This window comes from Rhizobium sp. BK538 (genome assembly GCF_014197575.1).
In the GTDB taxonomy this organism is placed as follows: Bacteria; Pseudomonadota; Alphaproteobacteria; order Rhizobiales; family Rhizobiaceae; genus Rhizobium.
In genome coordinates, this window is record NZ_JACIFT010000021.1 from 1 (window position 1) to 19,553 (window position 19,553).

Genomic DNA, 19,553 nt, shown 5'->3' on the forward strand with positions numbered 1-19,553 from the left:
ACCAGCACCTCGCCGGCCCGTGGCCCCTCCAGCTGAACGGTCATCACTTCAAGCGGCTTGCCAGCCTCAACGGCAACGGCGGCGCGAACGTCCATATCGAATTCCTCCTAATGACTTGATTTGCGCGGACTTTTGCACGCACCGCGTCTGCGGCTCAAGAAAAAACCGCCTGACAGTTTGAATTTCCGCCCCGAACACACTGATTGCGCCGGTCGCTGTGCGGCTTGCGTCAGAAGAGCTTTTCGGTTGCGAAAATAATGGCATAGCCATGTACTGCAATAGCCGCGTAGAGGCCAAAAGCAACGAGCATGCGCTCGCCATCCTTCATCTCGTCAAGCATCTGGCGCGGCTTCACCAAACCGCCACAGACAAGGCTGACAAGCATGAAGACGAACAGGCCCGCCGTCAGCATCTTCGCGGGCAAACCGATCTCGAAACCAATGCCGAGAATGCAGAGCGTCACAACGAAACTGGCCGCTATCTGCGACCTTCGCGTGCGAAAGATTTGCCGGAGAACCTGACCTCCATCGAAACGGTGCATCGGCAGTAGGTTCAGCAGGTTGAAAGTGCCGAGGATCAACAGGAAAATCAGCAGAGGTCCGCGTGACGCCGAGGGCAGCAGGCCAACATCCGAAAGCTGCGAGGCGACTGCTAGGATCGGGACCATAAAGGCCGACATTCCCGCGCCCATCAGGGCACAAGTTGCCACCTCGAATAGCGACCGGTACGGCCTCCCGCCGACAGCGATGCCACCAAGCAGAGGTACAAAGATCATCCTGACCGATGCATGACCGAACATGCGATAGGCCGCCATATGCCCCAGTTCATGCAAGACAATGACAAGCGTCAGGAAGGTCGAGAGCATCAGGCCACCTGCATCGAGCCCAAGGAAGGGCCAGAGCAGCAGAGTCGACAACACTGCAAGTCCGCCTTGGACCAGCGGTCTCTCAAAGTAGCCCTGCGGCAGCGATTCGCCTGTCTTCAACCATCCATCAAGCGCCTTCATTTCCCGGCGCAGAACGAAATAGCGAAACATGAGGAAAGCCAGCCCGCGGTACCGGTCCGTCTGTTCGACCTCCAGCAGAGCACCATCAGGTGTTGGTCGAATGATGCGCCGCTCCCGGTAGTGGTTCCAGAATGTGGGATCCAGCGTGCTGTCATCGATGATGCGAGCCTGGAAGCCGTGGGCATTACTCGCCATTGATGGCAACGGGTCCAGTGCAAGAAGCCGGCGCGAGGGCGCGCCGTTCTTGTCGAGATGCCGGTAGGTCTGCTCCACGACACCGCTCCGATCGGCAAGCGCGCGACTGCTGATGACCGAGTGGTGCCAGGACGCATCCGCACCGGCGGGATTCATCGCCTTCCAGAGTGTATCGGGGGAACATCGATAGGTTTGGCTAAGGCAAATGGTCCTGCGCCCTAGCGGAACCCGCATCAAAAGCCAGAGAAGGCCGAAATTTATGACCAGCAAGAGGATCGCCGATTGCAGCGTCGTCATTTGCTACCTCCACCCGGCATCCTGCCGGGCGGGTCACGATAGGCAGTCCAGCCGTTAACAAAACCTAACCGGCTGGACGCCAAGGAGCGTCGGCGGTCGTCAGGCGAACTCGAGAATCACGGCGTCGACGGCAAGGCTCTCTCCGGGCTTGGCGTTGATTTTGCTGACGACAAGATCGCGTTCGGCGCGCAGCACGTTCTCCATTTTCATAGCTTCGACTACGGCAAGCGTTTCACCAGCTTTGACTTCCTGGCCCTCGACCACTGCAATCGAAACGACGAGACCAGGCATAGGGCAGAGCAACAGCTTCGATGTATCGGGCGGAAGCTTGACCGGCATCAGCTTCTCTAGCGCGGCATGGCGCGGCGTCAGCACCTTGGCCTTCAGGGATATTCCCTGCCAGTCCAGCCGGAGACCGTTGAGAACCGGGCGGATTTGCGCAATCACGTTTTGGCCCGCGACCTTGCCGCGCCAAACGGCGTCGCCAGGTCTCCAATCGGTGACAACGTTGGAAATCTTGCCGCCGATCTCGATGTCCATATCGAACGGGATCGTCACTAGCCTGTCAACCAAACGCGAATCGACGTAGCTGTCACCGAGCCTGACGGTCCAATCATCACGTGTCGCACCGCCGGGAGTGCGCAAGCGGTCGGCGAAGCGCTCTCGACGGTTGGCCTCGATGAGAGACGCCGAAAGGGCGACGGCCGCGAGAATCGCTTGCTGGTCTGTATCGGGCACCATCGGCTCAAAACCATCCGGGTACTCCTCGGCGATGAAACCGGTCGATAGACGTCCCTCGCGCCAGCGGGGGTGTTTCATCAGCGCGGCAAGGAAGGGGACGTTGTGTTCAATTCCATCGACAACGAAACCGTCGAGCGCCTCGCCCATCGCTTCGATCGCCTCCAGGCGCGTCGGTGCCCAGGTGCAGAGCTTCGCAATCATCGGATCGTAGTACATCGAAATCTCGGCGCCTTCGAAAACGCCGGTGTCGTTGCGCACGACGACGCTTTCGGATTTGCCTTCCGCAGGCGGCCGATATCGCGTCAGACGACCGATTGAAGGCAGGAAATTGCGATAGGGATCCTCGGCATACAACCGGCTCTCAATCGCCCAGCCGTTCAGCTTTATGTCACCTTGCACGAACGGTATCTTCTCGCCGGCCGCAACGCGGATCATTTGCTCCACGAGGTCGATACCCGTGACCAGTTCAGTAACCGGATGCTCGACCTGCAGGCGCGTGTTCATTTCCAGAAAATAGAAATTGCGGTCACGATCGACGATGAATTCGACCGTGCCGGCGCTTTGATATTCCACAGCTCGGGCAAGCGCGACCGATTGCTCACCCATCGCCGCGCGGGTGTTGGCATCGAGGAAAGGTGAAGGGGCTTCTTCGACAACCTTCTGATTGCGGCGTTGGATCGAGCATTCGCGTTCGCCGAGATAGACGACGTTGCCGTGCGCGTCGGCAAGCACCTGAATCTCGATGTGGCGGGGCTCGACAACGTATTTTTCGATGAAGACACGGTCGTCACCAAAGGAACTCTTTGCCTCCGAACGTGCCCGGTCGAAACCGTCGCGCACTTCTGCTTCGTTCCACGCAATGCGCATACCCTTACCGCCGCCGCCGGCAGACGCCTTGATCATAACGGGATAGCCGATCTCGGCGGCGATCCTTTCTGCGTGAGACGCATCCTCGATGACGCCGAGATAACCGGGGACGGTGGAGACCATGGCGGCGTTGGCAAACTTCTTCGATTCGATCTTGTCGCCCATCGCCATAATGGCCTTCGGCTTCGGACCGATGAAGACAATGCCTTCTTTCTCCAGTGCCTCGCAAAACGACGCTCGCTCGGAGAGAAAGCCGTAGCCGGGATGGACCGCTTCGGCGCCGGTCTGCTTGCAGGCTGCGATGATCTTATCCGCGACGAGATAGCTTTCGGCGGCTGCCGCAGGGCCGATATGAACAGCCTCATCAGCCATTTCCACGTGGAGTGCATCCCGATCCGCATCTGAATAGACCGCTACCGTCACAATTCCCATACGGCGCGCGGTCTTGATAACGCGGCAAGCGATCTCGCCGCGATTCGCGATCAGGATTTTCTTGAACATGGAGACTCCACCCAAAACATGCGTTCCGGAGTTTTACGCATAAACACCGGAACGCACAATCAGCCGAAAGAATATCGGGGGGTGTCAGGCGACCGCGGTTTCGCTGCCGAAGCTGTCATCCACGATCCTGAGCCACCGGCTGCGACGTGGGGCCTCGGCATAGTCGACGAGCTGAAGCGCTGAGAGAATAGCGGGCCAACGTGGATGATTTGCGGCTGGCAGCGTTTCCTCCGCCATCCGCATCATAACGCTCCAGGTGAGGGGCGGTGCGCTGATAACGCCGGCATCGCTAACGCCGCGCAGAACCCGCATGACGTAATCGATATCCTGGCGCGTGATGCCCTTTCGATCCACTGCGCGACACAGCCTGTAGCCGCCGACGTTTTCTGTCAGCGCAAGACGCAGCTGGTCGAGTGCGAAGGCGCGCAGTTCATCCGGCACGTTCGCCGAGATCTCCATTGCGTGCAGAACCAATTCGAGCTCTAGCGCCGAGTTGACCACGCCGTCGGTCGCGACCATACGCATGAGCCAGGCCACGTTTATCTCGTCAAGTGACCCTTGAGGATAGGTGTAGTTGACGATGAAACCGGCGAGCTGCTCCACAAAGAAGGAGCTCCATTCCGGGCATTTTTCGGGGCAGGAATTGTTCAGCGCCAGCATGACGACCACGTCGTCCGCGGTCCGGATGCCTTCCGGGAAGGTGTGCTTGCGCAGCAGACTGATATCTTCGGCCGTCAGCCGATGCTTTCCGGCGATCACACATGCCGGAAAAGCGAGACGGAATTCGCTCATCTTTTGTCTCCAGACCTCATCATGAGGCCGAAGGTCGTTCTAGCGCGAGCGAATTTATGATCCCTCAAGAAGCAGTGTTAACGGCGCACTCAACCGGTCACGACGTTTTTAACGATCGGGTCTGCAGGCGCTCCCGCCAGATGATGAAGAGGCCGGAAGCGACGATAATCAGGATACCGATCCATTTGGAGACGTTCGGGAAATCCCCGAAGAGCGCGTAGCCGAGCACAGTTGCGGAAATGATCTCGAAATACTGGAACGGTGCCAGCAGCGACAACGGTGCCAGCCGGAAGGCGCGTACGATGACCATGTGGGCATAGCCCGAAATCGTCCCAAGAATCAGCAGCAGAGCGAGCGCCAACGCAGAGGAAGGCAAGGAGGGGTGGAAATCACCGACGCCAAACCCATTGCCCACGATCAATGCCGCCGCCATGAAGGCAGTACCTCCAATACCCGCCATCGTTTGCATCGTCAGCGGTGAATCGGCATCGCCGATCGCCCGGTTCAAAAAGAGATAGAGCGAGTACAGGAAGGCGCAAAAAACGGGCAAGAGCGCCTTCAGACCAAAGATCTCGTAGCTCGGCTGGATGACTATCATTGCGCCACCGAACCCGACGACAATTGCCATCCATCGGCGCCAGCCGACCTTGTCGCCGAGGAAGATCGCCGACAACGCGGTGAGCATGAGGGGTTCGACGAAATAGATCGCAAACACGTCTGCGAGCGGCATGTATTTCACGGCAACGAAGAAGAGCAGGCTCGCCGCCCCGTGGAGGATCCCGCGCAACAGATTCATCCAGGGGCGTTTGGCCTGGAGTGCCTTGCGGCCGAAGATCACGAACAGAAACGGCAGCGTGCAGACGAGCTGGAAGAAGAAGCGGTAGAATGTCACCTGTCCCGGCGACATGGCCTCGAAGGTCGCCATGTATTTCGCGACTGCATCCATCGCCGGCAGCACGAGCATGGCGCCCGCCATGAGGGCCATTCCCTGGAGAGGATTTTGGTGTTCGGGAGGATTGCGCATCGGTGAGATTCTATATCAGGTCCAAGAGGCTATACAGAAAGTCACGGTTCGGGTGAAGGGGCGGAAGAAGCCCTGCAGCCAGGAGCAGCAATTTGCGGACGCGAACGTTGCGCTGGTCTGCCCGGGATTTCGAAGTGACCGGATCAACGAGGACGAAGATAGCCTTCCGCGCGCTTTGGGGGCAGCGCCGATAAGTGTTCATTGATACGCTGTTAAGGCCTGCGAAACGCAGTGGCGCCAACATCGGCGAAAGCATCAAGCGGTCAACGATAAGGTCGTCAGGGACATCGCGCTCACCAGGGCCGGCTCGAACACTCGGCGGTCATGAATCGAGCCTCGACCGAATCGGGGGGGAAGCGAATGCCAGCTTCGCGTTTGAGGGAGGGCTCTTCCACAAGTCGCGTCAATAGCGTGCTCGGAATTATCTCCTGTCGAAGATGAAGAGAAGAGCTCTTGATAACCATCGCAGGGATGGTTGGTGCGGTCGAGAAGACTCGAACTTCCACGGGTTGCCCCACAGCGACCTCAACGCTGCGCGTCTACCAATTCCGCCACGACCGCATCGTGGTAGGTGCCGATTTGTGCCGGCGGGGCAGCATGTAGCAAAAGCGTTTGGGGTACACAAGGGCGATATGACAGATTTTTTCAAAACAAATCACAGCATTTGAATCGCCTCTAAAACGGGGCCATATAACCTTCGCAATGCTGCCTCTCGAGCAGAAGCGACAAGGAATGGCCATGCTACGCACCGATCTTGAATTCTCCATGTTGCCCCTTGAAGGCTCGCGGCCGATCCGATGGCGGATCGCCGACGGCCTCACGCCCTATGCGGAGGCTGTGGAAAACATGGAACGCGAGGTCGCGGCAATTGCAGACGGCGGCGACGAGCTCGTCTGGCTCGTGGAACATCCGCCTCTCTATACGGCGGGAACCAGCGCGGATGCCAAAGACCTTGTGCAGCCCGATCGGTTCCCCGTCTTCGCCACGGGACGCGGCGGCGAATATACCTATCACGGGCCTGGCCAGCGTGTTGCTTACGTCATGCTGGACTTGAAGCGCAGGCGCCAGGACGTGCGCGCCTTCGTCGCCGCGCTTGAGGAGGTGGTCATTCGTATGCTGGGATCGATGAACGTCCGCGGCGAGCGGCGCGAGGACCGTGTTGGCGTCTGGGTGCGCAGGCCGGACAAAGCGGCTCTGCCCGATGGCACGATGGCTGAAGACAAGATCGCGGCGCTGGGCATCCGGCTGCGGAAGTGGGTAACATTTCACGGTCTGTCGCTGAACGTCGAACCCGATCTCGACCACTTCAGCGGAATCGTTCCATGTGGAATTTCGGCCTATGGCGTTACAAGCCTCGTCGATCTCGGCCTGCCGGTCATGATGACTGATGTCGACATCCAGCTTCGGCAGGCGTTCGAATCGGTCTTCGGCGATACGGTCAACGATAGATGACGCAAAAGCCCTCGCGAGGAGAGCACAAAGGGTCGGCTGACCGGCCCTTTGTAGTTAGATTGCTATTTGTCACCGATGTCGCGGCAGGCGTCGGAATGTGACGCTCCGCTATCCCCGCCGGCCGTATGCACCTTGGAGTTCGTCTTCATGTAATCGCAGTCGGGCAGCGGCTTGATGCTGGCCGTTGTCGTCCTGTCGACGGGCGACGACATCCGGCTCGGGGCGAATCCATCACTGTCATTCGTGTAGTCGGAAGAGTATTCCGGCACCTTGCGATTGACATAGTGGACCGGCTTTTTCGGCACCATCTGGACCGGCGCAAACCCGTCACTATCGTTATTGTAGTCGTTTGAGTACTGCGGTTGGGCGAAGGCGGCACTTGCCAGGCCGAGGGCGAGAATGGAAGCGGCGGCGGCAAATCTGAAGCGCATGGAAAATCTCCTCAATTCGTCGTTGCAATGACAACGATACCAAACCCTCGGCAAGAGTGAGTTCGCGCTCGAATTGCGGCAAGAATGCGGGCAAAAAATCACACAACTGCCGGCGGTTTATCAAATGAAATCACAGATACGCGACCGGATTTGACAGTTTTGTGATGGAACATTGTTTCCTATTCCAGGGCGGGTGGCGTCGGTATTTGCGCAATCAAGAGACGAGACATTAGGAGCTTAAACCGGGATGCTCCAGAAGGCTTCATGCCGCTGTTAGTTGCGCAACTTGTCCCACCGTTTGACCAGTCGCTCCCGCTTGAGCCTGGAAAGGCGCTGTGTCCAAAAGACACCGTCGAGTTGATCGATCTCGTGCTGGATGCAGACTGCGAGGAAGTCCTGCGCGTCTTCCTCATGCTCGGCGCCGGACAAATCACGGTAGCGCACACGGATTGCCTTGGGCCTCACGACCTCGTCGGTCATGCCAGGCATAGAGACGCTTCCTTCGACATGGCGAATCGTCTCGTCGGACGCAATCATGATCTCCGGATTGACATAATAGCGTGGCCCGTCGTCACGGCTGAACTCGATCACGACGACCCGAAGGTGCACGCCGATGTGTGCGCCGGTGATACCGACACCCGGAGCGGCCCGCATAGTATCCAACAGGTCATCCGCGAGTTTGTATAATCGCTCGTCAAAGACTTCAACGGGCTCGCAAACGGTTCTGAGACCGACGTCGGGGAAGCGCAATATGGGGCGGACAGCCACTGGCAAGGTTCCTGATTTGAGACACGCGGAAACTATCGCTGCGCACGCGCATTGTCACCCACGCGAGGCTTTTGCAGCTGGACGGGCTTCGAGCTTTCAGCTAGCACGAAACTACATGTTTCGGCGCTTAGTCGTTGAACTTCAAACGAGATGCGAGGGCGGCAAATCATGACGAACGACGCAGAAGAGCTCGTCCGCCCGCGGCCAGACAGCGGCGACGCCGACATCTATGATGAAAGCGGCAACGTCAGAGGCGATTTCCTCGCACTGGTGGGCGCAGCGATCGCCGATCGCGATACGATCTTCCTGCGCCAACACGTTGCCCGCCTGCACGAATCCGAAATAGGCGACCTTCTCGAATCGCTGCAGCCAGACCAGCGACTCGCGCTCGTTCGCCTCCTGGGCGACGAATTCGACATGACGGCGCTGACCGAGGTCGACGAGACGATTCGCCGTGAGATAGTCGACCAGCTCCCGAATGAACAGATTGCAGCGGCAATCGGCGAACTCGATTCCGACGACGCTGTTTACATCCTTGAGGATCTCGACACCGAGGACCGCGAGGAGATCCTTGCGCAGCTTCCGTTTACAGAACGCGTGCGGCTGCGGCGCGCGCTCGACTATCCCGAGAGCTCGGCGGGACGCCGTATGCAGACGGAATTCGTCGCGGTGCCACCGTTTTGGACAGTCGGCCAAACGATCGACTACATGCGCGACGAGGAGGACCTACCATATTCCTTCTCGCAGATCTTCGTCATCGACCCGACATTCAAACTGCTGGGTGCTATCGATCTGGACAAGATCCTGCGCACAAAGCGGCAGACGAAGATCGAATCCGTCATGCGGGAGACGAACCATCCGATCCCTGCGGAGATGGACCAGGAAGAAGCCGCGCAGCTTTTCGAGCAGTATGACCTTCTCTCTGCCGCCGTCGTCGACGAGAACGACAGGCTGGTTGGTGTGCTCACGATCGATGATGTGGTCGACGTTATTCACGAGGAGGCCGACGAAGACATCAAGCGCCTTGGCGGTGTTGGCGACGAAGAGCTCTCAGACAATGTTCTCTCTACCGTGCGCTCGCGCTTTCTCTGGCTAGTAATCAATCTTGGAACGGCCTTGCTGTCTGCAAGCGTCATCGGGTTGTTTGACGAATCGATCGAGAAGATGATCGCGCTCGCGGTACTGATGCCGATCGTGGCGTCCATGGGCGGCAATGCGGGGACACAGACGATGACGGTCACTGTCCGCGCATTGGCAACCGGCGACATCGACATCTACAACGCCGGGCGCATCATCCGCAGGGAGGCAGGGGTCGGCATCGCCAACGGCGCGCTCTTCTCGGTCATCATGGGCATGATTGCCGCAACGTGGTTCCACAATTACCAGCTTGGTTTCGTGATCGGCGCGGCCATGATCATCAACCTCTTTGCGGCGGCACTTGCCGGAATTTTGCTGCCGTTGCTACTGCATAAGATCGGCGCGGACCCGGCCATCGCGTCGTCTGTCTTTGTCACGACCGTGACCGATTGCACGGGCTTCTTTGCCTTTCTTGGTATCGCCACATGGTGGTTCGGAATTTAGCCGGCTCGATTTCGCTGCAGAAATTGACTATTACGTAAAAGTCAATATTATTACCTTCCTTAATGGTGGGGAGCCCATGCCGGTCAGCAAGTACTATAGCATAACCGAATTGACGCGCGAGTTTGGAGTATCGACGCGTACGCTCAGGTTCTACGAAGACGAAGGATTGATCCATCCCGAGCGGCGTGGACGCACGCGGCTGTTCCGTCCGGCGGATCGCCGTCTAATCCAGGAAATCCTGCGTGGCCGGCGTATCGGCTTCACCATCGCGGAAATCCGCGAGATCATTCAGGTCTATAAGGAGCCGCCGGGCGAATTGGGCCAGCTCAAGCTCCTGATGAAGCGCGTCGATGAGAAGCGCGAAGATCTGCGCCAGAAGCGCAAGGATATCGACGACACTCTGACCGAACTCGACAACATCGAAGAGGCCTGCCTCGGGCGTCTCGCCGACATCGGCGTCGGCACCTGATTATTGCGCGTCGACGCTGCACTCGCTCGCCAGTGCCAATATTCGCCCATCATCCGGTTTGACGGCACCGGACTGGAATTCCGTGAAGAGATTTTCCTTCTGTAGCTTGTCAAGTGTGCACTGGCAGAAGCTGCGGCATAGCGCTTCGCCTTCCTGCATCGTGCATGAAGCATTGCATTGCTTCAGGTAGCTTTCGACGGGATCCGGTTTCGCAGGTGGAATTCCCACGGACAGCCCGTAGGCAATCGCGATCAGCACCGGCTGGTGAATCAAGTAGAAGGCGAGGCTATGGCGCCCGGCCTTCGCCGGTAAGCTTGATCCTGTACCAACCCTGGCAAGCCTCTCAAGCAGCCCCGTCCTCATGGCAAGCAGGGTCGCCGTCACGCCAAGCAGGAAGGGCACGGCCCAGGGAAAAATCGGCACATAGTCGTTCGATCGCTGCGGCATCTCGGCCAAGCCGATCCAGGCAAGGTAACGCGGATTGAAGATCGGCGAACGCAATAGATCCGGCGCGAGCCAGGTATCCACGGCCCATGCTGCAGTCACGACGGCCGTCACGACGATGGTGACGGGGAGTGGCAGACGCAGGAAGACAAGGCCAAGCAGGCTGAGAGCGGCGATGCAATGCAGAATACCGAAGAATATCCATTCATTCGGGAAGACGAAGCGCGTCACGACGGAGATCGCAAGCGCGGCCGCGGCGATCATCGCAAACCGCTTCCAGAACGTCCGCCAGCGAATTTCCGGCGTGTTGGCGAGGACCAGGCTGACCCCTACGATGAACAGGAATGTCGATGCGATCGCGCGGGCATAGAGCTTTAGCCAGCCGGTTTCAGCGGTGCCTGGGGTAAGGTAGCCCATAAACTCCATATCCCAGGTGAAGTGATAGGTCGCCATCGCCATCAGGGCGACACCGCGTGCCGTATCCAGCAAGCCGATGCGAGGCGGCTTGACGCTCGCATATGTTTTCGTCGCCGGAGCCTTCATTCACAATCCCTCGGATGACTCGTTGCCATCGTTCGACGGCTTGGCGCGGGGAATAGGAGAAAGGTGGAGATTTGATGGCGGGTTGGCGTCCATAATCGCCAGACGCGCCTCAGAGAAGAACTGCCGCCTGGTCAGGACGACGATCACGATCGTCGTCGTCAGCATGAAAACATAGGGGTTGATGAACCAACCGAGGTAACCGATCGAGAGGAAGATGGCGCGCAGCCCCTCGTTGAAATGACCCGCCGCAATGATGTTCATGCGGATGACGCGTTCGGCCGCCCGCTCGGCCGCAATCACATCCTGTTCGGTGTCGCGCATCATCGGGATGGAGCCGAAAAGGATCGTGCAGTAGTTGAAGAGGCGATACGACCAGCCGAACTTAAAAAAGGCATATCCGAAAAGCGCTGCAAGGCCGCCGACCTTCATTTCGAAGACGGCATGCCCACTATGAAAGACGAAAGGCAGGTCGGCGAAGACCGCGTCGACCTTCTCCGTTGCGCCCAGCAGCGCAAAGCAGCTGCCGATGGCGAAGATCGACGTCGAGGCGAAGAAAGCAGTGCCGTTCTGCAGGCCGGCCATGATCTGAGTGTCGATCATCTTCAGGTCGCGCCGCAGCGAATTGTAGATCCACTCGCGCCGGCGCTCCCGCATGGCGTGCGTGAGGCTGGTCCTGCCAAAGAAGCTCGAGCTTTGCAGCAGGCGCGCATAGCAGAACCAGATCGCCGCAAAGAACACCAGTGCAATGTAATCCGCTGTCGTCATCATTATATTGAATCAGGTTCCCGTCGCCGCGCCACTCTACAGATGCGGGCGCGTGCTGCAATGACTGGCAAGCAGCCGCGCTTCGTTTTACAGATGTCGCACGCGTGAAATGCTATGTCGGTCCGTCGCGGGGATCGCGAGAGCCGGTGGCGTAGGTTTGCGCAGCAACTTTACAGGACGCAGTCATGTTCCTTTCCGTTTTCGACGTCTTCAAGATCGGTGTCGGGCCTTCCAGCTCGCACACGATGGGTCCGATGACTGCCGCCAATCGGTTCCTCGATCTGATTCTCTCGAACGATTGGCCGCGCCCGACCTCGGGCGCTCAGGTTGCGTCCATGAAGGTTAGCCTGCACGGTTCGCTAGCCCATACCGGGATCGGACATGGAACGGGCAGGGCCGTCATTCTCGGACTGATGGGCGAGCAGCCTAACAGCGTCGATCCGGACAAGATGGACGGCATCATCGATCAGGTGGAGCGTACCGGCCGCATCTCGCCGCCCGGCCATCCGAGCTATGGCTTCCAACCGAAGAACGACCTGATCTTCGACAAGAAGCAGCCGCTGCCCGGACACGCCAACGGTATGTCCTTCTCCGCCTTCGACAAAGACGGGCGGATGCTGATCAAGCGCATCTACTATTCCGTCGGCGGCGGTTTCGTGGTGACTGACACCGAACTCGAGCAGATGCGCGCGAAGAAGAAGACGCCCTCTGATTCACGCAAGGTTCCGTATCCTTTTGCGTCAGCCAAGCAGATGCTCGATATGGCTGCGCGCTCCGGCCTCTCGATCGCGCAGATGAAGCGTGCCAACGAGGAAACGCAGCGGAGCCGCGAGGAACTGGACGCCGGTCTCGATCGCATCTGGGAAGCAATGCGCTCCTGCATCGAACGCGGTCTCAAGGTCGATGGCATCATGCCGGGCGGACTGAACGTTCGCCGCCGCGCCCGCGCGATTCATGACAAGCTGCAGGAAGAGTGGCGCAGCAATCGCATCAACCCGCTACTCGCAAACGATTGGCTGAGCGTCTACGCCATGGCCGTGAACGAGGAAAATGCCGCCGGGGGTCGCGTCGTGACGGCGCCGACGAATGGAGCCGCGGGCGTCATCCCCGCAACGATCCGTTATTACGAGCATTTCCACGACGACTGGGACCAGAACGGTATCCGCGACTATCTGCTCACCGCCGCCGCTGTCGGCGGGATCATCAAGCACAACGCCTCTATTTCCGGCGCGGAAGTCGGCTGTCAGGGAGAGGTGGGATCTGCAGCCGCAATGGCAGCTGCCGGCCTCGCCGCCGTCATGGGCGGCACGCCCGAGCAGATCGAGAACGCCGCCGAAATCGCGCTGGAACATCATCTCGGTATGAGCTGCGACCCCGTCGCGGGCCTCGTGCAGGTTCCCTGCATCGAACGAAATGCTCTCGGCGCAGTCAAGGCGGTTACGGCCGCGTCGCTGGCGATCAAGGGAGACGGCAAGCACTTCGTTCCGCTTGATGCCTGCATCGAGACCATGCGGCAGACCGGCAACGACATGAGCGAGAAGTACAAGGAGACATCCACTGGCGGGCTTGCCGTCAACGTCGTGGAATGTTGACTTTGTGGACATGCGACTTGCCGCTTGACGCTGCCCGCTAAAAGGATTTCAACGGCGGCATGGCATTGCATCTCATTAAATTATGCGTAGGCGCGGACTCGATTGACGATCTGCGCGAATGGGTCGCCGAACGCTCTTTGCGGGCGATCGCGGCCGGGCTTGAGCCTCATTCCGTCCATACGACGAGGATGGTCCCGAAACGTGTCGAGGAATTGCTCGAAGGCGGTTCACTTTATTGGGTCATCAAGGGGCAGGTTCAGGCGCGCCAGAAACTGCTCGACATCCAGACTTTTACAGATGGCGAAGGAATCTCACGATGCCATCTTGTGCTGGGGCCTGAAGTCATCGAAACGGCCGTACAGCCGAAGCGAGCGTTCCAGGGCTGGCGCTATTATCCGCAAGAGGACGTGCCGCGCGATCTGAACAGCCTGGGCGAGGGAATTGCGGAAATGCCCGCAGACCTTCGCCGCGAGCTTTCTGAACTCGGCCTGCTCTGATCAGCGCAGGCGCAGTGTTACCGGTGCTCGCCCTTCCGGGCAGGTGACGTGAAGGTGGATATTGGCTTCCGCTTGTGAGCAGCGCCACGCCCGCGCGCCATGGCACAGCAGCAGGTTAATTAGATCTTTGGTCTTTGCCGTTTTGGGCTTCTGCCGCTGCAACCCCACTTCCGCCAGTCGCAAGGCCGCTTCATGTAGCGGGTGCAAACCGGCTCGCGGATTCTTGCCGGTCACCCGGCCGTGTGGCGGAAATTCCGGAATATTCTCGTTGATCGCCATTCTCATCCTCGTACGCATTACAAACCGAGTCTCAGAACTCCGTCGGATCAAACACACCGATCACGACGTCTTGGACTGCCGCCCGTGCATGTCAGGCGGCAGTCCTTTTGATCATTGGGCCGTGGCCCAGCACTTCACACCAGCCCGCTTCAGGGCATTGCAGGCGTTCACAGCAGCACGCTGGTCATCAAAGCCGCCGAAGCGTGCACGGTAGCTTCCGGCGTTAGCGACCGCGATAGGCTTCGCGGAACGAAGGGCCTTGCCACCCTTGCTCTTGGCGCTGTCGAGCAGATCCATTGCGCCTTCCTTGCTGGCGGAAACACCAATCTGGACGGCCCAGCCAGCCAGCTGCGGCTCCTTGGTCGATGCCGTCGTCAGTTCGTCGACAGTCGTGTCGCCCTGTTCCGGCGGCACATAGGCGGGTGCAGGCGTCGGCGTGGCGACAGATGCCTGCTTGATAGCCTGGGTTTTGACCTTCTTCGGGGCTGGCATTTCCTGCTGGAGCAGCGGATTGTCGGACTTTGGCTTGGCAAGATCGGCATAGGCGACCTGCGCGGAGGCCGGCTGGTAGCGAGTGTCCGGGGTCGGTGCGGTGCGCGGCAGGCTGACTTCAGGCGCAGCTGAAGCAACGCGTGTTTCAGCGACAGGCGCTACAGGTTGCGGCACGATCTGGGCGATCAGATCTGGGGAGCCGCCGCGGCTGGATGCTTTCGGCAGATAGACTGCAATGAGCTTGCGCATCTGATTGTCTCGGGCAGGGGTCGAAGCACCACCGAGAACAACGCCAACGATCGACTTGCCATCGACCTGAACGGAGCTCACCAGGTTAAAACCGGCGGCACGTGTATAGCCGGTCTTGATGCCATCGACGCCGCGCACGGAACCAACGAGACGGTTGTGGCTCCGGATAACACGGCTGCCGAACTTAAAGCTCTGCGTTGAGAAATAGCCGTAATACTGCGGAAAATGCTGGCGAAGTGCGATACCGAGGCGGGCTTGATCGCGCGCGGTCGTCATCTGGGCGGTATTCGGCAAGCCGTTGGCATTGCGATAGGTCGTGCGTGTCATGCCGAGCGCGTGCGCCTTGGCCGTCATCACCTGTGCAAAGCGGTCTTCCGAGCCGGCAAGCAACTCGCCAAGCGCCGTAGAGGCGTCATTGGCGGAAAGCGTCACGAGGCCAAGTATTGCCTGTTCCACGGTGATCGTACCGCCGGGGCGCACACCAAGCTTTGTCGGTGCCTGAGCGGAAGCGTGTGCGGAGAAAGGAACCGATGTGTCCAGACGGATGCGCCCCTGTTCCAACGCTTCGAACGTCAGGTAGAGGGTCATCATCTTGGTGAGGGACGCCGGATACTGCAGACGATCCGCATTCTCGCTGTAGAGAACATTGCCGGTCTTTGCATCGACAACGATGCCCGCATATTTCGAATTGGCAGCCTCCGCATCGGCATCGATCGAGTCGGCCATGACGATACCGGCCGCGAGAGACAGCGCCGTAATCGCTCTTATCAGAAAATTGCGGGATCGCGATGGAGATACGGAGGAGACTGACCTTAGCACTATTCTACTCTTCGCTTGCATTTCGGATACTGGAAAGATCGCCCGCCTCCCGGCGCGATCGTTCTCTCCGCAAATTATCCGTCTGGGGTTACCAATCCGTTTATGATTAATCGTTTCTTTCGCCACATCGGATCATTCTAGCGGCGTGTCGCAGAAGCGTTCACAAGTCGCGCCTCCACAAAATGGCGAATAGCGGCGTCAATATGGTCCCAATCGGGCAGATGCGTGCTTGAGAAGCGGTAAAGCACAGTTAAGTCGCGACCGACTTTTATATCGCGCTGGCAATCGCCGCTGGTGGCCATTTGAGGCGTCGCTGGCAAGGCGCAACGCACGACGTAATCCGGGGCGCCGGGGCGTGGCGCGGTCAACAGAACTTCGCCAGCATAGCCTGCGTCTGCGCGCAGGCGGTGCAGCGTCATGCCATTGGCAAAGGGCACGCCGTCACCCTCGATCAGATGCGAGTAGATCGGCTCGAGGCGTCCGGACATATCCCGCGACATCGTGCTCTGCGCGATCTGGAGGAAGATCAGTCCCGACGACCGGGCAATGTCGTCGAAACGCTCGCGATGCTCGTTGCTGTAGCCCTGCATTTCCGGCCATGTGAGATAGAGGTCCGCCCGTTCGGAAAGGCCGTCTTTCCGCTGGCTGGGGAAGCGCAGCGTGTTTTCGGGAAGACTGAGGGTATCGCGGCCGATCGTCAGGGTGATCGGAGCGGTCGAATCTGTATTGCCGGCGAGGGAAATGCGCGCCCCAAACCAGCGACCACCGAAACTGATGATCAGCGTCAATGCCGCAAGGCAGGCGACAACGACCGTAAGACGGACGATGAAGCGCGTCGAAAGGAGCGGCGATTCCTCAATCTCGTGGGCAGTACCTGTATGGTTCATGGCGGCCTTCGGATGTCAGACCGCCGCGAAAAGAACAGGAGTCGCCGGTGCCGTTGATTATTTCGGCAATGATCCGGCTACCACAGTTAACAGACAATTAAACGCAGATGGAAGCCGAAAAAAATGAACCGCTCCCGGGACAGCGGGAGCGGTTCTATGGCGCCGGTCAGGGACGGGGATGCGGGGGACGACCGGAGCCGTATGGTTGTCGCCATCTATCCGGCGACAGCATGCTTACTTGACGCTGCCGACCGCTACTGCGCGACCATCCTGCAGCTTGACCCAGCGAGTCGGATCGTCGGCGGACTGACGTTTCAGGTACGTGTATTCTGTGTCGGCCCAAAGCATGACCTTGTTGCGCATGTTATCGAGAATGAAATCGCCGCGGTCGGTGCGGACCGTCAGCACCGCATGGCCTTCGCCATTCGGCTGCAGGACCACAGTCATCAGCAGATCGGAAGGCGAAAAGCCGGCCTCGATCAGCATCTTGCGCTTCAACAGGGCATAGTCCTCGCAATCGCCAGCCGTGCGAGGGTAGGCCCAGCGCTCCTCAACGCCGTAGATTTCCTTGTCAGTCAGCGGCGTGATCGACGAATTGACCTGGTAGTTCACCTTGAGGATCGCCTTCCAGCGCTCTTCCGTCAGAAGGAGTTCGCCTTGATCACCGGCCGCATTGGCGCAATCGGCGGGCATCTCCTTGCAGAATTGATAGGCGCCGATCGGCGGGCTCGCGTTTCCAAGGACCGTCATGTTGAGGGGGCTCGCTTGTCCCGAACCCGCCATCGCAATCAACATCGCACCGACAGCCAAACTGCCTTTGATGAAAGTTGCTATCGTCATTTGTCGTCTCCCCGTTGTGAGAAGAACCTGACACAGACGCTTTTATTCAGCGCAAAATTACGCAGTTAAATTAAAGGCTTAGTTGATTCAAACACGCAGAGAAATCGACTAAAAACAAAATCGAATACACCTAAAATTCGAAGCGCTTTCGCGCTAATTTTGATTAAAATTGTTCCTTCCCAGGAAAGCGGTCCGGCGTGTGATCGGAGCGTTCTGGGACAAATTATTAACGGCGCGACCAGACTGGAGGTTTGTGGAGGACTTTATTTACCATCCAAGCCGGTCGCGGTGCTGGCCTGCGCTTCGATTGAAACCGAGGAACTAGCGCCAAAAGTGGCCGATTGGCCGAGCGATTTCAGCTTCGGTGCCAGAATTATTTTTGAGAAATTTCGCGAAAAGTGCCTGTCGCGTCGACGATTGTGCCGGCCAAATCCTCGTGCGATGCCGAATGGGCAGCATTCTCCACGACAACAAGCCTGCTTTGCGGCCAGGCTTTCGAGAGCTCCCACGCCGTTACGAGTGGCGCTTCGAGGTCTAGCCGCCCCTGAACAAGCACACCAGGTATGCCCGCCAGCCTTTCTGCATCACGCAGCAGGACGCTGTCGTCCAGCCAGGCGAGATTGCGGAAGTAATGTGTAATGATCCTAGCCCGTGTCAGCAGGTAGCTGGGATCTTGCCAACGGCGAGGGAGCCCCTTTGGATCAGCGAGGAGGATCGAAGCCGCCTCCCAGTCGTGCCAATTGCGCGCGGCCTCAAGGCGGACGTCTTTCCGGGGCGAGTTGAGAAGACGGTGATACCCCTCAAGTACGCCGAGTTCCCTGAAATCGGCAGGAAGTGCGTTCAGCAAGCGGTCCCACTCCGCGGGAAAGAGCCTGCCCATTCCATGCACGAGCCAGTCGATTTCCGAAGGCCGCGTGGTGGTAACCCCTGCAAGCACTATCGCGCGAACGCTCGCGGGATAGGTCTCAGCATAGGCAAGTGCCAAGGTCGAACCCCACGAGGTTCCGAGCAGCAACCAGCGTGTCACCCTGAGGTGATTTCGCAGCCTCTCGATGTCCTCGACCAAGTGCCAGGTAGTGTTCGCGTGAAGTTCGGTGCTCATATCGGCAGCGCTTGGCAGACTACGGCCGAAATTGCGCTGGTCAAAGAGGACGATGCGATAGGCAGAGGGATCAAAGTAGCGACGAGCGAACGTCGAACAGCCGGAGCCGGGGCCTCCATGCAGGTAGAGCGCCGGCAAACCATCCCGATTGCCGCAGGCCTCCCAATAGATCCGCTGCCCGTCGCCCACATCAAGAAAGCCATGGTCGTAGGGTTCTATTTCAGGATAGAGACTCGTCATGCGCCACCCTTCCGGCAGCCTCACGCATCATGTGCGCGACGCACTGGTGACAGCAATCAAAGAAACTCGCAAAGCGTTTCGCGTGACTGGATCGACAGGAACTCGATCGCAACGCCTTCTACGAAATGACGGACGACGCGGCCACGCATGTTGCCGAGGCGGAGCGGTGTACCAATCGGCGGACGCACCTCGACATCGACTGCGGCGCCGGAGAGCGACAAATCCATGATGCGGCAGCTGTAGCGGGCGCCGTCTTCCAACGTGATTTCGGTTTTGGTCTCGCGCGGCGTCAGGCGATCGTGACGCCGGTCTTCAGGAAGACCGAGTTCATGCTTGTTTGCAAGCCAGGTGAGCTGCGCCGCGAGCTTCTCCCGCTTGCGTTCGGTCGCATGGATCGACATGGAGAAACCACGACCATCGACCGTCTGCACATAGCCTTCGACGCGTCCAAGGTGGTCGATGTAGGCTACAACACGCTCGCTGGCGCGCGGACGTCCCTGGCAAGTCACGTACATATCGCCCGGCGACATGTCGATCACCAAGCACTCAAATTCCTCGTAATTCGCCAGCATCAACCGGCCCTGCATGTTAATAGGTACGCGTTGAAAGGCACCTTGTTCGAGGCGAGGCGCAGTCCGTTGCGTCTGAACTTGCTGGAACGCGTGCATCAAAGGGCTTCT

Annotated in this window: 19 protein-coding genes and 1 tRNA gene; 5 read left to right on the plus strand and 15 right to left on the minus strand. The window is 58.9% G+C overall.

Translation table 11 applies throughout. From position 1 onward, the window contains the following. Positions 1 to 229: 229 nt before the first annotated feature. The 5 genes from FHX09_RS22870 to FHX09_RS22890 all read right to left on the minus strand — a co-directional run bounded on the left by FHX09_RS22870 (position 230) and on the right by FHX09_RS22890 (position 5,984). Positions 230 to 1,498, minus strand: coding sequence for a hypothetical protein (locus FHX09_RS22870; protein WP_132591206.1), 1,269 nt, complete (start codon positions 1,496 to 1,498; stop codon positions 230 to 232). Between the two features lie 99 nt (positions 1,499 to 1,597). Beyond that, the gene (locus FHX09_RS22875; RefSeq protein WP_183721743.1) at positions 1,598 to 3,607 is read right to left on the minus strand and encodes an acetyl/propionyl/methylcrotonyl-CoA carboxylase subunit alpha; all 2,010 of its coding nucleotides are present in this window, start codon (positions 3,605 to 3,607) and stop codon (positions 1,598 to 1,600) included. Positions 3,608 to 3,691: 84 nt separating this feature from the next. Further along, a complete protein-coding gene (locus FHX09_RS22880) occupies positions 3,692 to 4,399 on the minus strand; it encodes a hypothetical protein (protein WP_183721746.1) in 708 nt (235 codons plus the stop codon). 97 nt (positions 4,400 to 4,496) lie between these two features. Further along, positions 4,497 to 5,375: a DMT family transporter gene (locus FHX09_RS22885; protein ID WP_246699500.1), complete on the minus strand. Its 879-nt coding sequence runs from the start codon at positions 5,373 to 5,375 to the stop codon at positions 4,497 to 4,499. Between the two features lie 524 nt (positions 5,376 to 5,899). Next, positions 5,900 to 5,984, minus strand: a tRNA-Leu gene (locus FHX09_RS22890). Between the two features lie 171 nt (positions 5,985 to 6,155). Between FHX09_RS22890 and lipB the strand changes: the two genes are divergently transcribed. Beyond that, positions 6,156 to 6,875, plus strand: coding sequence for a lipoyl(octanoyl) transferase LipB (gene lipB / locus FHX09_RS22895; RefSeq protein WP_184450717.1), 720 nt, complete (start codon positions 6,156 to 6,158; stop codon positions 6,873 to 6,875). A gap of 62 nt (positions 6,876 to 6,937) precedes the next feature. Here lipB and FHX09_RS22900 read toward each other — a convergent pair whose 3' ends face one another. Both FHX09_RS22900 and FHX09_RS22905 read right to left on the minus strand, forming a co-directional pair. After that, on the minus strand, positions 6,938 to 7,306 hold the full coding sequence (locus FHX09_RS22900) for a hypothetical protein (RefSeq protein WP_132591196.1): 369 nt from the start codon (positions 7,304 to 7,306) through the stop codon (positions 6,938 to 6,940). Between the two features lie 273 nt (positions 7,307 to 7,579). Beyond that, complete coding sequence (locus FHX09_RS22905; protein ID WP_183721752.1) at positions 7,580 to 8,074, minus strand: peptide deformylase; 495 nt, start codon at positions 8,072 to 8,074, stop codon at positions 7,580 to 7,582. A 165-nt stretch (positions 8,075 to 8,239) separates the two neighbouring features. On the opposite strand from FHX09_RS22905, the gene mgtE reads away from it, so the two are divergent. Next, complete coding sequence (mgtE, locus tag FHX09_RS22910; protein WP_183721833.1) at positions 8,240 to 9,655, plus strand: magnesium transporter; 1,416 nt, start codon at positions 8,240 to 8,242, stop codon at positions 9,653 to 9,655. A gap of 76 nt (positions 9,656 to 9,731) precedes the next feature. Continuing rightward, positions 9,732 to 10,124, plus strand: coding sequence for a MerR family DNA-binding transcriptional regulator (locus tag FHX09_RS22915; protein ID WP_007793852.1), 393 nt, complete (start codon positions 9,732 to 9,734; stop codon positions 10,122 to 10,124). On the opposite strand, the gene FHX09_RS22920 is transcribed toward FHX09_RS22915, so the two are convergent. Both FHX09_RS22920 and FHX09_RS22925 read right to left on the minus strand, forming a co-directional pair. Next, a complete protein-coding gene (locus FHX09_RS22920; protein ID WP_183721755.1) occupies positions 10,125 to 11,111 on the minus strand; it encodes a DUF1624 domain-containing protein in 987 nt (328 codons plus the stop codon). After that, positions 11,112 to 11,876, minus strand: coding sequence for a DUF599 family protein (locus FHX09_RS22925; RefSeq protein ID WP_037082916.1), 765 nt, complete (start codon positions 11,874 to 11,876; stop codon positions 11,112 to 11,114). 185 nt (positions 11,877 to 12,061) lie between these two features. On the opposite strand from FHX09_RS22925, the gene FHX09_RS22930 reads away from it, so the two are divergent. Continuing rightward, positions 12,062 to 13,468: an L-serine ammonia-lyase gene (locus FHX09_RS22930; protein ID WP_007793843.1), complete on the plus strand. Its 1,407-nt coding sequence runs from the start codon at positions 12,062 to 12,064 to the stop codon at positions 13,466 to 13,468. Between the two features lie 59 nt (positions 13,469 to 13,527). After that, positions 13,528 to 13,965: a DUF1489 family protein gene (locus tag FHX09_RS22935; protein ID WP_007793840.1), complete on the plus strand. Its 438-nt coding sequence runs from the start codon at positions 13,528 to 13,530 to the stop codon at positions 13,963 to 13,965. Here the strand turns inward: FHX09_RS22935 and FHX09_RS22940 are convergent, their stop codons facing one another. From FHX09_RS22940 to FHX09_RS22965, 6 genes are all read right to left on the minus strand, one after another. Then, positions 13,966 to 14,244, minus strand: coding sequence for a hypothetical protein (locus FHX09_RS22940; RefSeq protein WP_007793839.1), 279 nt, complete (start codon positions 14,242 to 14,244; stop codon positions 13,966 to 13,968). It lies immediately after the preceding gene. 111 nt (positions 14,245 to 14,355) lie between these two features. Then, entirely contained in the window at positions 14,356 to 15,825 is a 1,470-nt protein-coding gene (locus FHX09_RS22945; protein ID WP_183721760.1) for a D-alanyl-D-alanine carboxypeptidase, read from the minus strand. A 116-nt stretch (positions 15,826 to 15,941) separates the two neighbouring features. Then, the gene (locus FHX09_RS22950) at positions 15,942 to 16,691 is read right to left on the minus strand and encodes a hypothetical protein (protein ID WP_183721763.1); all 750 of its coding nucleotides are present in this window, start codon (positions 16,689 to 16,691) and stop codon (positions 15,942 to 15,944) included. Positions 16,692 to 16,925: 234 nt separating this feature from the next. Next, on the minus strand, positions 16,926 to 17,531 hold the full coding sequence (locus FHX09_RS22955) for a transglutaminase-like cysteine peptidase (protein ID WP_183721765.1): 606 nt from the start codon (positions 17,529 to 17,531) through the stop codon (positions 16,926 to 16,928). 373 nt (positions 17,532 to 17,904) lie between these two features. Beyond that, the gene (gene pip, locus FHX09_RS22960; RefSeq protein WP_184450718.1) at positions 17,905 to 18,873 is read right to left on the minus strand and encodes a prolyl aminopeptidase; all 969 of its coding nucleotides are present in this window, start codon (positions 18,871 to 18,873) and stop codon (positions 17,905 to 17,907) included. A 56-nt stretch (positions 18,874 to 18,929) separates the two neighbouring features. Continuing rightward, entirely contained in the window at positions 18,930 to 19,541 is a 612-nt protein-coding gene (locus FHX09_RS22965) for a PilZ domain-containing protein (protein WP_132591178.1), read from the minus strand. Positions 19,542 to 19,553: the final 12 nt, after the last annotated feature.

Excerpts from the sequence above, each read along its gene's own strand:
- FHX09_RS22870 (WP_132591206.1), bottom strand. The coding sequence starts at position 1,498 with ATGACGACGCTGCAATCGGCGATCCTCTTGCTGGTCATAAATTTCGGC.
- FHX09_RS22875 (WP_183721743.1), bottom strand. The coding sequence starts at position 3,607 with ATGTTCAAGAAAATCCTGATCGCGAATCGCGGCGAGATCGCTTGCCGC.
- FHX09_RS22880 (WP_183721746.1), bottom strand. The coding sequence starts at position 4,399 with ATGAGCGAATTCCGTCTCGCTTTTCCGGCATGTGTGATCGCCGGAAAG.
- FHX09_RS22885 (WP_246699500.1), bottom strand. The coding sequence starts at position 5,375 with ATGGCGGGCGCCATGCTCGTGCTGCCGGCGATGGATGCAGTCGCGAAA.
- lipB (WP_184450717.1), top strand. The coding sequence starts at position 6,156 with ATGGCCATGCTACGCACCGATCTTGAATTCTCCATGTTGCCCCTTGAA.
- FHX09_RS22900 (WP_132591196.1), bottom strand. The coding sequence starts at position 7,306 with ATGCGCTTCAGATTTGCCGCCGCCGCTTCCATTCTCGCCCTCGGCCTG.
- FHX09_RS22915 (WP_007793852.1), top strand. The coding sequence starts at position 9,732 with ATGCCGGTCAGCAAGTACTATAGCATAACCGAATTGACGCGCGAGTTT.
- FHX09_RS22920 (WP_183721755.1), bottom strand. The coding sequence starts at position 11,111 with ATGAAGGCTCCGGCGACGAAAACATATGCGAGCGTCAAGCCGCCTCGC.
- FHX09_RS22925 (WP_037082916.1), bottom strand. The coding sequence starts at position 11,876 with ATGACGACAGCGGATTACATTGCACTGGTGTTCTTTGCGGCGATCTGG.
- FHX09_RS22930 (WP_007793843.1), top strand. The coding sequence starts at position 12,062 with ATGTTCCTTTCCGTTTTCGACGTCTTCAAGATCGGTGTCGGGCCTTCC.
- FHX09_RS22935 (WP_007793840.1), top strand. The coding sequence starts at position 13,528 with ATGGCATTGCATCTCATTAAATTATGCGTAGGCGCGGACTCGATTGAC.
- FHX09_RS22940 (WP_007793839.1), bottom strand. The coding sequence starts at position 14,244 with ATGGCGATCAACGAGAATATTCCGGAATTTCCGCCACACGGCCGGGTG.
- FHX09_RS22945 (WP_183721760.1), bottom strand. The coding sequence starts at position 15,825 with ATGCAAGCGAAGAGTAGAATAGTGCTAAGGTCAGTCTCCTCCGTATCT.
- FHX09_RS22950 (WP_183721763.1), bottom strand. The coding sequence starts at position 16,691 with ATGAACCATACAGGTACTGCCCACGAGATTGAGGAATCGCCGCTCCTT.
- FHX09_RS22955 (WP_183721765.1), bottom strand. The coding sequence starts at position 17,531 with ATGACGATAGCAACTTTCATCAAAGGCAGTTTGGCTGTCGGTGCGATG.
- pip (WP_184450718.1), bottom strand. The coding sequence starts at position 18,873 with ATGACGAGTCTCTATCCTGAAATAGAACCCTACGACCATGGCTTTCTT.
- FHX09_RS22965 (WP_132591178.1), bottom strand. The coding sequence starts at position 19,541 with ATGCACGCGTTCCAGCAAGTTCAGACGCAACGGACTGCGCCTCGCCTC.